Raw genomic sequence first — 12826 nt, 5'->3', positions numbered from 1 at the left:
TTCATGGCGCGGCGTGCCGGTGGATCCTCGGGGCATGCCCGAGGATGATGGTGGGGAGGGGAGGTTGCCGGTTGATCGTGCGCCTGGTCTTTTGAGGCAACCCTTTCAGCATGTCAGATGCCGGCAGCGAAAACGGCTGTTTTGGGATGCTTCATACCCACACCCTCCGTCATCCTCGGGCTTGACCCGAGGATCCATCGGTACGGTACGCCAGCCAACAGGAGGCGCTGCATGCATCTCCTGCTAGCCCAGAAGGGCACCATCGCTGACGGCAAGGAGGCGATCGACCTTGGCCAGACGCCGGGCGATGTGCTCTTTCTTTCCGCCGCCGATACGGAACTTGCCTCGATCGCAGCGGCGCACCGCGCGCGGGCGTCAGAGACACGGCTGCGCCTTGCCAGCCTTGCCCCGCTGTCGCATCCGATGTCGGTCGATACCTATATCGAGCGCACGGCCCGTCACGCCAAGCTCATCGTCATCCGTGCGCTCGGTGGCGCCAGCTATTTCCGCTACGTGCTGGAAGCGCTGCTGGCGACGGCGGTTGCCAATGGCATCACGCTCGTGGCGCTGCCCGGCGATGACCGGCCGGATGAGGGCCTGGTTCCCTTCAACCGCATCGATGCCGAGGACCGCCAGAGCCTCTGGGCCTATCTGAACGAGGGCGGCGCCGACAATGCGGAGCGCTTCCTCGCCTATGCGGATGCGTTGCTTTTCGGCGGAGGGAAACCGGAACCGGCAACGCCTCTGGAAAAGGCCGGAATCTGGTGGCCGGGGAAGGGTGTTATCGATATCGAGACGTGGCGGGAGGAGTCCAAGGGCGTCCCTAAGCTGGAGGGATTCGAACCTCCGACCGCCGCAATCTCGTTCTACCGCGCCTACGTCCAGAGCGGCGAAACCCGTCCGGTCGAAATGCTGATCGAAGCGCTTGCCGCCGAGGGCGTTCGCGCTTTGCCGATCTTCGTTTCCAGCCTGAAGGAACCCGTTTCCATCGAAACGGTGCGTGCTACCTTTGCCGATATCCGGCCGGAGGTCGTGCTGAACGCCACGAGTTTTGCGGTTTCCGCGCCGGGTGCCGGCCGGAAACCGACCGTACTCGACGAGACCGGCGCGCCTGTTCTGCAGGCGATCTTCTCCGGCTCGTCGCGCGAGGCCTGGGAGGCATCGGGGCAGGGGCTGACGGCGCGCGATCTCGGCATGAACGTTTCGCTGCCCGAGGTCGATGGTCGGGTGCTGTCGCGCGTCATCTCCTTCAAGGCGGCCGCGCGCTACGATGAGCGCGTCGAGACGAATATCGTCAGCCTCGATCCGGTCGAGGACCGGATTCGCTTCGTCGCAAAACTTGCCGCCGGCTGGGCGCGGCTGCGGCGCACGACACCGGCGGAACGGCGCGTCGCCATCGTCATGGCGAACTATCCGAACCGCGACGGTCGTCTCGGCAATGGCGTGGGTCTGGATACGCCTGCCGGCACGATGGAAGTGCTGCGCGCCATGGCGGCAGAGGGTTACGCGGTGGCCGATCTGCCGGCCGATGGTGACGCACTGATCGCCCACCTGATGGCCGGCCCGACCAACGCGGCAAAGGACGGCCGCGAAATCCGCGAAACGCTTTCCTTGAATCATTACAGGGCGTTCTTCGCCGGGCTTCCCGTGTCGATTCAAGCCGAGATGACGGCCCGATGGGGTGCGCCGGAAGACGATCCCTTTGTCACGGGGGACGTCTTCGCCCTGCCACTCGCGCGTTTCGGCCAGACGCTGGTCGGCATCCAGCCGGCGCGTGGCTACAATATCGACCCGAAGGACACCTATCATTCGCCGGATCTCGTGCCGCCGCACGGTTATCTCGCTTTCTATGCCTTCCTGCGGCAGCATTACGGTGCCCATGCCATCGTGCATATGGGCAAACACGGCAACCTCGAATGGCTGCCGGGCAAGGCGCTGGCGCTTTCCGAAGCGTGTTATCCGGAAGCCGTGCTCGGCCCGGTGCCGCACCTCTACCCCTTCATCGTCAACGATCCGGGCGAGGGCACGCAGGCGAAACGCCGCTCCGCCGCCGTCATCATCGACCACCTGACGCCACCGCTGACGCGGGCCGACACCTATGGCCCCCTCAAGGATCTGGAAGCGCTGGTGGATGAATATTACGAGGCTTCCGGCGGCGACCCGCGCCGTATCAAGCTGCTCACCCGGCAGATCCTCGACCTGGTGCGCGATATCGGTCTCGATCGGGATGCTGGCATCGCCAAGTCCGATGGCGAGGAGACGGCGTTGCAGAAGCTCGACGCCTATCTCTGCGATCTCAAGGAAATGCAGATCCGCGACGGCTTGCATGTCTTCGGCGTTTCGCCGGAAGGGCGGTTGCTGACCGATCTGACCGTCGCGCTCGCCCGTGTGCCGCGCGGTCTTGGCGAGGGCGGCGAGGCGAGCTTGCAGCGGGCGATTGCGGCGGATGCGTTGCATGGGGCGGCGTTCGATCCGCTCGACTGCGTTGCCTCCGACCCATGGAACGGTCCGCGCCCGGAAATCCTTGTGCAGCAGACCGATGCGCCCTGGCGCAGCAATGGCGACACGGTGGAGCGCATCGAGCTTCTCGCAGCGCGTTTGGTGGATGGTACGCTTGTTTGCCCGGAAGACTGGCATGCGACAAACACGGTGCTTTCGGTGATCGACAGCACCATCCGTCCCGCCATTGCCGCTTGTGGACCGGCTGAGATTGCGGCCCTGATGCGTGGCCTCGATGGGCGTTTCATCGAGCCCGGCCCTTCCGGCGCCCCGACTCGCGGACGGCCGGATGTGTTGCCGACGGGGCGTAACTTCTATTCCGTCGACAGCCGCGCCGTGCCGACACCGGCGGCCTGGGAACTGGGCAAAAAATCCGCGGAACTGCTCGTCACCCGTTATGCGCAGGACCACGGCGAATGGCCGACCTCCTTCGGCATCACCGCCTGGGGCACATCCAACATGCGCACCGGTGGCGACGACATCGCACAGGCGATGGCGCTGATCGGCGTCAAGCCGACCTGGGACATGGCATCGCGCCGCGTCACCGGCTTCGAGATCATTCCGTCCGCCGTGCTTCGTCACCCGCGTGTCGACGTGACGCTGCGCATCTCCGGCTTCTTCCGCGATGCCTTCCCCGAACAGATCGCGCTCTTCGACCGCGCCGTGCGCGCCGTCGGGGCACTTGAGGAGGACGATTCGGACAACCCGATCGCCGCCCGCATGCGGGCCGAGGCTGCGGCACTGGCTGCCAAGGGCGTAGCCGAGGGGGAGGCGATGAAGCAGGCTGGGTTCCGCATTTTCGGCGCGAAATCCGGCGGTTATGGCGCCGGCCTGCAAACGATGATGGATGAAGGCCTGTGGACCGAGCGCGGCGACCTCGCCGAAGCCTGGCTTGCCTGGGGTGCGCATGCCTATGACGGCGAAGGCGACAGCGTGCCGATGCGCGAGCGCCTTGAGGCGCGCATGAAAAGCCTGCAAGCCGTCGTGCAGAACCAGGACAGCCGCGAGCACGACTTGCTCGACAGCGACGAATATTACCAGTTCGAGGGCGGCATGGCCGCCGCGGTGGAACACCTGTCCGGCCAGCAGCCCGTCGTCTACCACAACGACCTATCGCGGCCGGAAAAGCCCGTCGTGCGGACGCTGGAGGACGAGATCGGCCGTGTCGTGCGCGCTCGCGTGGTCAATCCCAAATGGATCGACGGCGTCATGCGCCACGGCTACAAGGGCGCTTTCGAGATCGCCGCGACGGTGGATTTCATGTTCGCCTTCGCCGCGACGACCGGGGCGGTGAAGGATCATCATTTCGAGGCCGCCTATCAGGCCTATGTGCTGGACGAGCGCGTGCGTGATTTCCTCACGCAGAAGAACCCGGCCGCACTTGCCGAAATGGCGGCGCGCTTTGCCGAGGCGATCGACCGGAAACTCTGGACGCCGCGTTCCAATTCCGCGCGTTTCGAACTCAATAGGCTCGGCCGCCGCATGGCCTCATGACGACAGATCAAGACTGAAGGGACGAGACATGACCGAAAACCATGACGAAACCGCCGGCATGACCGAAGCCGAGCTTGCCCGCCACTCGGAGAAGATGGCGAAGAAAAAGCAGGCGCGCGAAAAGATCATGGCGACGAAGACCGACGAGAAGGGCCTCGTCATCGTCCATACCGGCAAGGGCAAGGGCAAGTCGACGGCCGGCTTCGGCATGATCTTCCGTCACATCGCGCACAAGAAGCCGTGCGCCGTCGTGCAGTTCATCAAGGGGGCGATGCTGACGGGCGAGCGCGAGCTGATCGAGACGCATTTCTCCGACATCTGCCAGTTCTATACGCTCGGCGAGGGTTTTACCTGGGAAACGCAGGACCGCGCCCGCGACGTGGCGATGGCTGAAAAGGCCTGGGAAAAGGCGAAGGAGCTGATCCGTGACGAGCGCAATTCCATGGTGCTGCTCGATGAAATCAACATCGCGCTGCGCTACGACTATCTCGACGTCAACGAGGTGATCGCGTTCCTGAAGACCGAGAAGCCGCACATGACCCATGTCGTGCTGACCGGCCGTAACGCCAAGGAAGAGCTGATCGAGATCGCCGACCTCGCGACCGAAATGGAGCTTCTGAAGCATCCGTTCCGCTCGGGCATCAAGGCGCAGCAGGGCGTCGAATACTGACCCTTACCAGCCGAGCCACACGCGGATCGGGTGGCTCGGATCGGCCATCAGGCGGATGGCAAGCGCCACCGAGGTGACGACGAGGAGCGGCTTGATGATCTTTGCACCGCTCTTCATCGCAACTCGCGAGCCCGCCTGCGCACCGAGGAACTGGCCAGCGCCCATGACAAGGCCAACCTTCCACAGCACGACGCCGTAGAGAATGAAGACGACGAAGGCACCGAGATTGGAGCCGAAGTTCAGAAGCTTGGTATGTGCCGTCGCCTTCAGGATGCCGAAGCCGGCAAGTGTCACGAAGGCGAGCATGAAGAACGAGCCGGTGCCCGGTCCGAACACGCCGTCGTAGAAGCCGATCAGCGGCACGATGGTGGCGGTGAACAGGAAGACGCTCATGCGGCGGTGTTTGTCGACATCGCCGATATTCGGTTTCAGGCCAAAATAGACGGCGATGGCCACCAGCAGGAAGGGGAGCACGCCTTTCAGCACATCGCCGGGCACGACGGTCGCCAGCAGGGCGCCGAACACCGAGCCGAACGCCGAGACCGCGGCCATCGGCAATTGCTCGCTGAGTTTGACATGGCCGGCGCGGGCATAGGCCATTGTCGCCGACCCCGAGCCGAACAGCGATTGCAGCTTGTTGGTGCCCAGCGTCTCGAGCGGCGGAATGCCGGCGAGCAGCATGGCCGGAATGGTGATCATGCCGCCGCCGCCGGCGATGGAATCGATGAAGCCTGCGAGGAAAGCGGCAAGGAAGAGGAAGAAAAGAACGTGGAGGGCGATATCGGCCAAGGCGGGACTCGGAGATCGATGAGGAGATTTGGCTGATCTTCTGTCAGACTGCACGGTGAAAAGCAAAGCCCGCAATGGCTGCGCGTGGAAAGCGCTTGTGTGATGTGCGCAATACGGATCAAACGGCAGGGTAGCCGGCGGGTAGGCTATGGTGGAGAAAGAGGCGAGTGATGGTGGCCATGGGTGACGAAAAGCAATCAGCGGCGGATATGGGCTTTGACCCTGGAATGAAGCGCAAGCTTCTCGCCGGCATCGAAGCCGGCCTTCTGCGTGATGTGCATGCGGTGCTCGTCAGCCGTGGTGGACACCTGGTGCTGGAGCACTATCGCGACGCGCCGGATGAGAGCTGGGGCAGGCCGCTCGGCACCGTCGCCTTCGATGCGCACACGCTGCATGATCTGCGATCTGTGACGAAAAGCGTCGTGAGCCTCCTCTATGGCATGGCGCTCGATCGTGGTCTCGTCCCGCCGCCGGAGGCGCCCCTGCTGGTGCAGTTTCCCGAATATCCCGATCTTGCCGCCGATCCGGCGCGGGTGGGCCTCACCATCGGCCATGCGCTCAACATGACGCTGGGCCTCGATTGGGACGAATACCGTTCCTATGCCGATCCGCTGAACAGCGAGATCGCCATGGAGAACGCGCCGGACCGCTATCGTTTCGTGCTCGAGCAGGCGGTCATTCACGCGCCCGGCACGAACTGGGTGTATTCCGGCGGCGCGACGGCGCTGGTCGGTGCCATCATCGAGCGCGGCACCGGCCGCCGCATCGAGGATTTTGCGCGCGAGGCGTTGTTCGAACCGCTCGGCATTGCGCATTTCGAATGGATGAGCGGGCGGGATGGTATTGCCTCGCCTGCATCCGGACTTCGGCTGAATGCGCGCGATCTCCTGCGGATCGGTCAGCTCGTGCTGGATGGTGGCTGTGTGGATGATCGGCATATCGTTTCGCAGCGCTGGATCGAGATGTCGCTCAAGCCCTCGGTCGCGACCGGGGACGGGTTGCGCTACGGCTGTTTCTGGTTTCACGACGAGGCGCCGGTCCTTGGGCTGCCGAAGCATTGGGTTGCCGGCTTCGGCAATGGCGGACAGCGGCTCTGGTTGATGCCGGAACTGGGGATTGCCTGTGTCATCTATTCCGGCGCCTACAATGCGCCGGATGGCTGGGTGTCGCCGACGCGCATCTGGCGGGAGATCGTTCTCGCCAATCTGCGTTCGGTCTGAGGCATGCCGCATCCGGTGTGTCCGGTGCCGCAAACCGGTTTGACCGGCTTGCCGCCCTCCGATACTAAGAAGGGGCGACGGTGCCCGCGGGTGGGCCGAGCGGTGTCCGGTGCGGCTGACCCAGAGGGGCTTCATCCGGAACTGTCGGATGACGGCGATGCCGGGCCTTTCGCGTGGAATTTTGCGAGAGACCGCTATGCGCCCTGAGGCCCCATCACCGGATACTGGACGACGATCGCTCGTCCTCGGCCTCGGCTGCGAACGCGGAACACCGCCTGCCGAACTCATCGACCTTGCCGCCTCCGTCATTGCCTGCCCGGAGCAGATCGTCGCCATCGCGACGCTGGACGTGCGCGCAGGAGAACCGGCCATGCTCGCCGTCGCCCGGCATTTTTCCGTGCCGCTCGTGACCTTTCCGGCCGCGCGTCTTGAAGCTGAAACGTCACGGCTTGCCAATCCTTCCGACCTGGTCTTCGCCCATACGGGCTGCCACGGTGTTGCCGAAGCGGCGGCGCTGGCGCAGGCGGGGCCGGACGCGCGACTGCTCGTGGAGAAGACGAAATCCGCCCATGCCACTGTCGCCGTCGCCGAATCGTTTCAAGGCTTTGCGGTGGCTTGTTCAGAGACCGAATCCGCTCCCTCGCATTTTGATTCTAACCGGGAGTATGCCTGATGCACGCCCTGTTCTCGGCCCTGCCGTCGATGGAGAAAGGCAGCGTCTGGCTCGTCGGGGCCGGCCCGGGCGATCCGGGTCTTCTGTCCCTGCACGCCGCCAATGCCCTCCAGCAGGCCGATGTCATCGTGCATGATGCGCTGGTCAACGCCGACTGCCTGTCGCTTGCCCATCCCGGAGCGCTGTTGGAATTCGCCGGAAAACGCGGTGGCAAGCCGTCGCACAAGCAGCGGGATATTTCGCTCAGGCTCGTCGAACTCGCCCGCGCGGGCCACCGCGTGCTGCGGCTGAAAGGCGGCGATCCCTTCGTCTTCGGCCGGGGAGGCGAGGAGGCGTTGACGCTGATCGAGCACGGGATTCCCTTCCGCATCGTGCCGGGTATCACGGCGGGTATCGGCGGTCTTGCCTATGCCGGCATTCCGGTGACGCACCGCGAGGTCAATCACGCGGTGACGTTCCTGACCGGCCACGATTCGTCCGGCCTCGTGCCGGACCGCATCAATTGGGACGGCATCGCCAAAGGCTCGCCGGTCATCGTCATGTACATGGCGATGAAACATATCGGCCAGATCGCCGCCAACCTCATCGCCGGCGGCCGCGCGCCGGACGAGCCCGTCGCCTTCGTCTGCAATGCCGCGACCGCCGAACAGCAGGTGCTGGAAACGACGCTCGCCCGTGCCGAAGCCGATGTGCAGGCTGCCGGCATCGAGCCGCCTGCTATCGTCGTCGTCGGCGAGGTCGTGCGCCTGCGCGCGTCGCTCGACTGGCTCGGCGCCTTGACGCAGGGCCGCACGCTTTTGCCCGACCCGTTCGGTTCCCGCGGGCTCAAGGATCCGGCATGAGCGGTCTGCTCATCGCCGCGCCCGCGTCCGGCTCCGGCAAGACGACCGTGACACTCGGCTTGGCGCGCGCGCTCGCCGATGCCGGTGTGCGTCTCGTTTCCGGCAAGGCGGGGCCGGATTATATCGACCCGGCCTTTCATGCCGCCGCCAGCCGCAGACCCTGCCTCAACTACGACCCCTGGGCCATGCGCCCCGACCTTATCCGCGCCAATGCCGCCGCTCAGACCGGTGAGGGGGATTTCCTGCTCATCGAGGCGATGATGGGGCTGTTCGACGGTGCCGCCGATGGCACGGGCGCGCCGGCCGACTTGGCTGTGACGCTCGACCTGCCCGTCGTGCTCGTCGTCGACTGCAGCCGCCTGTCGCAATCCGTTGCCGCTATGGTGAAGGGCTATCAGGATTTTCGCCGCGATATCCGCGTGGCCGGCGTCATTCTGAACAAGGTCGGCAGCGCCCGGCACGAAGCGATGCTGCGCGGTGCTCTCGAGGCGAGCGGTGTCGATATTTTCGGCGTGCTCGAACGTGACCCGGCACTCGTTTTGCCGGAACGCCATCTGGGCCTCGTGCAGGCGGGCGAACACGGGATGCTGGAAACCTTCATCGCCCATGCGGCAGCGGTCGTCTCACGGTGCTGCGATCTCGACCGCCTAGTCGCGCTTGCGGCGACACGGGTCGTACAGCCCGCCGGGCTGACCGTCTCGCGCCTGCCGCCGTTTGGCCAGCGCATCGCCATTGCGCGCGACACCGCCTTCGCCTTCACCTATGAGCATCTCATGATGGGCTGGCGGCAGGCGGGGGCGAGCCTTTCCTTCTTCTCGCCCCTGGCGGATGAAGCGCCGGCCGCCGATGCCGATGCCGTCTATCTACCCGGTGGTTATCCCGAACTCCACGCGGCAACCCTTGCCAATGCCGAGCATTTCCGCCTAGGCATGCAGGACGCGGCGCGCCGGGGCGCACGCATCTATGGTGAATGCGGGGGCTACATGACTCTGGGGGAAGCACTGGTTGCAGCGGATGGCTCACGCCACGGCATGCTGGGCCTGCTGCCGCTCGTTACCAGCTTTGCCGAACGCCGCCGTCATCTCGGCTATCGCCGTGTCACGCCGCTTGCGGGCTCGGGCTTCGACGCGCCGATGACCGCCCATGAATTCCACTACTCGACCGTGCAGCAGGAGGGCGAGGCGGATCGTCTCTTTGCCGTTGCGGATGCGATGGGCGAGGATCTCGGCTGGACCGGCCTGCGCCGCGGCAATGTCAGCGGCTCCTACATGCATCTCGTCGATCTGGCGCCGGAGGCCGTATGACCGCGCCGCGCATCGCCCATGGTGGCGGCATTGCCGCGGCTGCCGCGCGCTTTGGCGGCCGGCCGGAGGATTGGCTCGACCTGTCGACGGGCATCAATCCCATTCCCGCCATCCTGCCGGATGTGGACATTGCGGCGTGGCATCGCCTGCCGGACCGGCAACGGCAGGATGCGGCGCGCTTAGCTGCTGCCCAGTACTATTCCACCGCGAATGCCCTGCCATTGCCCGTGCCCGGCACGCAGTCCGTCATCCAGTTGCTCCCACGATTTGTCGCGGCCGGGCGTCGTGCCGCGGTGCTTTCGCCAACCTATGGCGAATATGCGCGCGTGCTGGAAAATGCCGGCCTGCCGGTGGACCGTATAACGGACCTCGATGCCGTTTCCGATGCGTATGGCCTCGTGGTCGTCGTCAACCCCAACAACCCGGACGGTCGCCTGTTTTCCCGCGCGACCTTGCTCGATCTTCATGCCCGTGTTGCCCGCACGGGCGGGTTGCTCGTCGTCGACGAAGCCTTCGGGGACATGGGGCCAGAGACCTGCCTTTCGCCGCTGGCGGGTGACGAGACGCCCGGCCTCCTGGTTTTCCGCTCCTTCGGCAAGTTCTTCGGCCTGGCAGGCCTGCGCCTCGGTTTCGTCATCGGCGAGACGGCGGTTCTCGACCGCATCGAGGACGGGCTCGGACCCTGGGCGGTATCGGGGCCGGCGCTGACGATAGCGACAAAACTCATGACCTCCGATACGTCCGCCATCCGCCTAAGCATCGATGCGCGGAAAGCCTCGCTCGATGTGACACTCTCCGGCGCCGGTCTCGAGATCGTCGGCGGCACCGGTCTTTTTTCTCTGGTGGACCATGCGGATGCGGGAACGCTTCACGAGGGACTTTGCCGGCATCATATCCTTGTTCGTCCTTTCGACTACAATCCGCGTTGGCTCCGCTTCGGCCTGGCGCCGGATAGCGTGGCGGATGCCCGGCTTGCCGCGGCGCTGACAGATGTGATCGGCTGAACGATGGCGGAAACATTGCTCGTCCTGTTCTTCGCGCTCGTGCTGGACCGCCTCGTCGGCGATCCGGACAGGATCTGGCGCCGTGTGCCGCATCCGGTCGTGCTTTTCGGCCGGGCGATCGGCCTGATGGACACGCTCTTCAACGGCAAGCGCCTGACCGCGCAGACGAAGCGCTTCAATGGCGCAGCTGGCATCGCCGTGCTGCTTGCCACCAGCCTTTTCCTTGGCTTCCTGTTGCACCGGCTGCTGGTACCGCTCGGCGTTCTTGGTGTTGTCGTCGAGATCGTCGTCGTCGCGATCTTTCTGGCCCAGAAGAGCCTGCACGACCACGTTCGTGCCGTTTCCAGCGGCCTCAAAAACGGCGGGCTCGACGGTGGCCGTCATGCGGTGTCGATGATTGTCGGGCGTGATCCGGCAACACTCGACGAGCCGGCCGTCTGCCGTGCCGGCATCGAGAGCCTGGCGGAGAATTTTTCCGATGGCGTCGTAGCACCGGCGCTCTGGTATGCGCTTCTCGGCCTGCCGGGCCTGTTTGCCTACAAGATGCTGAACACGGCCGATTCGATGATCGGCCACAAGAATGCGAAATATCTCGATTTCGGCTGGGCTTCCGCCCGGCTGGACGACCTCGCCAACTGGCCGGCCGCGCGGCTCTCGATCTTTTCTATCGCTGCCGGGGCCTTCGTGGCGAAGGGCAGGCGCGCCGCCCGCGCGGCAGTCGGCACGGCACTGAGGGATGCCGGACTGCACCGTTCGCCCAATTCCGGCTGGCCGGAGGCGGCGATGGCCGGAGCGCTTGGCATCGGCCTAGCCGGACCGCGTATCTATGGCGGCACGCGTGTTGACGAGCCGATGATGAATGCCAGTGGCCGCACCGTGGCAACGGCGGCGGATATCGATCTTTCCTTGCGGATTTTCTCGTTTGCCTGCGCTGCACTTGCCGGTTCCGTCGCGCTCGCACTCTTTCTTGCTCTGTTGTTTTGAGCGCCGGAACCTGCATTCCGTAAAATTTTACGCCTTAACTTCGTTTTCTTTTCGTTACCCTCGTCAATATTGCGGAAGGCTGAAACGTCTATATTCTGTCTCGCTGTGAGACATGGCGTTGAAGCCATACCCAAATCGTGTAGAGGGGAAGTCATGCGTACCTTGTTTGCGATTTCAGTCGCATTCCTTCTTGTACTGTTTCAAACCCAAACTGCTCTTTCCGCCAATCTTGTCGCCCAGGTCAGCCTTGCTTCGCAGACCATGGTCGTTACTCAGAACGGTATCGTAAAATATCGCTGGCGGGTGTCGACCGGCCGCAAGGGTTTTGGCACGCCGACGGGCGCGTGGTCGGCGAAGTGGACCTCGCGAAACCATCGTTCGCGCAAGTACAACAACGCGCCGATGCCCTATGCAGTGTTCTTCAAGGGCGGCTATGCGGTGCATGCGACCTACGAGACGAAGCGTCTCGGACGCCCTGCGTCGCATGGCTGCGTGCGCCTGCATCCGAGCAATGCGGCGACATTCTTCCAGATGGCCAAGAGCAACGGGCTATCCAAGACCCGCATCGTGATCACGCGCTAACGCTGGAACTCAGTCGGCGCTGGCGTAGCGCATCAGGCGGTCCATGTCGGGAACGATCACGTGCCGGTTGTTCTCGATGCGGATCACGTTTTCCTTGCGCAGTTTGGTGAACTGCCGGCTGACGGTCTCGATCGTCAGTCCAAGGAAGTCGGCGATGTCGGCGCGCGACAGCGGCAGGTCGAAGGTCGACATATCGACGCTTTCTGGATCGATATGGGTGGCGATGAGATAGAGGAAGCTTGCCACTTTCTCCTGCGCCGTCTTGCGGCCGAGCGTCAGCATCCAGTCGCGTGCCTCGTCCAGTTCCTTCAAGGCCTGACGGTGCAGCTTGTGTTCCAGTTCCGGCGTCTTCTTCATCAGCCGGTCGAGCACGGGGCGCGGGAAGTTGCAGACTTCGCTTTCGGTCGCAGCCTCCGCGGTGATCGCGCTTTCCTCCAGGAAGGGGCGGCCGAGGAAATCGGGCGCGAACTGCAGGCCGACGATCTGCTGGCGGCCGTCGGCCATCACCTTGGTCAGCTTCACCACGCCGCGCATGATGTTGGAATAGTTCACGATGGTCTCGCCCTGGCCGATCACTTCGGCTCCGGTTTCGAGGCGATGGCGGGTGGAGTGCTTGTTGAGTTCGGTCAGCTGTTCTGGGGTGAGCGTGCCGCAGACGCCGCCGTGGCGTGCCTCGCAGGCGCGGCACACGATGGGGATATCGGAATTGTGGATATCTCGGCGGCGAACTTCCATTTCGGCTTTTCCTTTCGCCCGGCGGTCGAG

At 64.4% G+C, this 12826-nt stretch carries 11 protein-coding genes; 9 read left to right on the top strand and 2 right to left on the bottom strand.

Annotated features, from left to right (window positions below; translation table 11 throughout):
- Positions 1-231 precede the first annotated feature (231 nt).
- Together cobN and cobO are read left to right on the top strand one after the other, a co-directional pair.
- Entirely contained in the window at positions 232-3993 is a 3762-nt protein-coding gene (cobN, locus tag GR138_RS00885) for a cobaltochelatase subunit CobN (protein WP_160856733.1), read from the top strand.
- A 28-nt stretch (positions 3994-4021) separates the two neighbouring features.
- On the top strand, positions 4022-4663 hold the full coding sequence (gene cobO / locus GR138_RS00880; protein WP_160856732.1) for a cob(I)yrinic acid a,c-diamide adenosyltransferase: 642 nt from the start codon (positions 4022-4024) through the stop codon (positions 4661-4663).
- A 3-nt stretch (positions 4664-4666) separates the two neighbouring features.
- On the opposite strand, the gene GR138_RS00875 is transcribed toward cobO, so the two are convergent.
- Positions 4667-5452, bottom strand: a complete 786-nt coding sequence (locus GR138_RS00875) for a TSUP family transporter (RefSeq protein WP_160856731.1) — start codon at positions 5450-5452, stop codon at positions 4667-4669.
- A gap of 227 nt (positions 5453-5679) precedes the next feature.
- Between GR138_RS00875 and GR138_RS00870 the strand changes: the two genes are divergently transcribed.
- From GR138_RS00870 to GR138_RS00840, 7 genes are all read left to right on the top strand, one after another.
- Positions 5680-6672, top strand: a complete 993-nt coding sequence (locus GR138_RS00870) for a serine hydrolase domain-containing protein (RefSeq protein WP_246200237.1) — start codon at positions 5680-5682, stop codon at positions 6670-6672.
- A gap of 196 nt (positions 6673-6868) precedes the next feature.
- Positions 6869-7345, top strand: coding sequence for a cobalamin biosynthesis protein (locus tag GR138_RS00865; RefSeq protein WP_160856729.1), 477 nt, complete (start codon positions 6869-6871; stop codon positions 7343-7345).
- The gene (cobA, locus tag GR138_RS00860) at positions 7345-8187 is read left to right on the top strand and encodes a uroporphyrinogen-III C-methyltransferase (RefSeq protein ID WP_160856728.1); all 843 of its coding nucleotides are present in this window, start codon (positions 7345-7347) and stop codon (positions 8185-8187) included. Before GR138_RS00865 ends, cobA begins: the two co-directional genes overlap by 1 nt.
- The gene (locus GR138_RS00855; protein ID WP_160856727.1) at positions 8184-9491 is read left to right on the top strand and encodes a cobyrinic acid a,c-diamide synthase CobB; all 1308 of its coding nucleotides are present in this window, start codon (positions 8184-8186) and stop codon (positions 9489-9491) included. The genes cobA and GR138_RS00855 overlap by 4 nt, the downstream gene beginning before the upstream one ends.
- Positions 9488-10495, top strand: a complete 1008-nt coding sequence (gene cobD / locus GR138_RS00850) for a threonine-phosphate decarboxylase CobD (protein ID WP_160856726.1) — start codon at positions 9488-9490, stop codon at positions 10493-10495. The genes GR138_RS00855 and cobD overlap by 4 nt, the downstream gene beginning before the upstream one ends.
- Before the next feature lie 3 nt (positions 10496-10498).
- Positions 10499-11479, top strand: coding sequence for an adenosylcobinamide-phosphate synthase CbiB (cbiB, locus tag GR138_RS00845; RefSeq protein WP_160856725.1), 981 nt, complete (start codon positions 10499-10501; stop codon positions 11477-11479).
- Between the two features lie 153 nt (positions 11480-11632).
- Positions 11633-12061 carry a L,D-transpeptidase gene (locus GR138_RS00840; RefSeq protein ID WP_160856724.1) on the top strand — a complete coding sequence of 143 codons (429 nt, stop codon included), beginning with the start codon at positions 11633-11635 and terminating at the stop codon, positions 12059-12061.
- A gap of 9 nt (positions 12062-12070) precedes the next feature.
- On the opposite strand, the gene GR138_RS00835 is transcribed toward GR138_RS00840, so the two are convergent.
- Entirely contained in the window at positions 12071-12796 is a 726-nt protein-coding gene (locus GR138_RS00835; protein WP_160856723.1) for a Crp/Fnr family transcriptional regulator, read from the bottom strand.
- Positions 12797-12826 lie beyond the last annotated feature (30 nt).

This window comes from Shinella kummerowiae (assembly GCF_009827055.1).
Taxonomy (GTDB): Bacteria; Pseudomonadota; Alphaproteobacteria; order Rhizobiales; family Rhizobiaceae; genus Shinella; species Shinella kummerowiae.
This window is presented reverse-complemented; position numbering and strand designations above follow the sequence as displayed.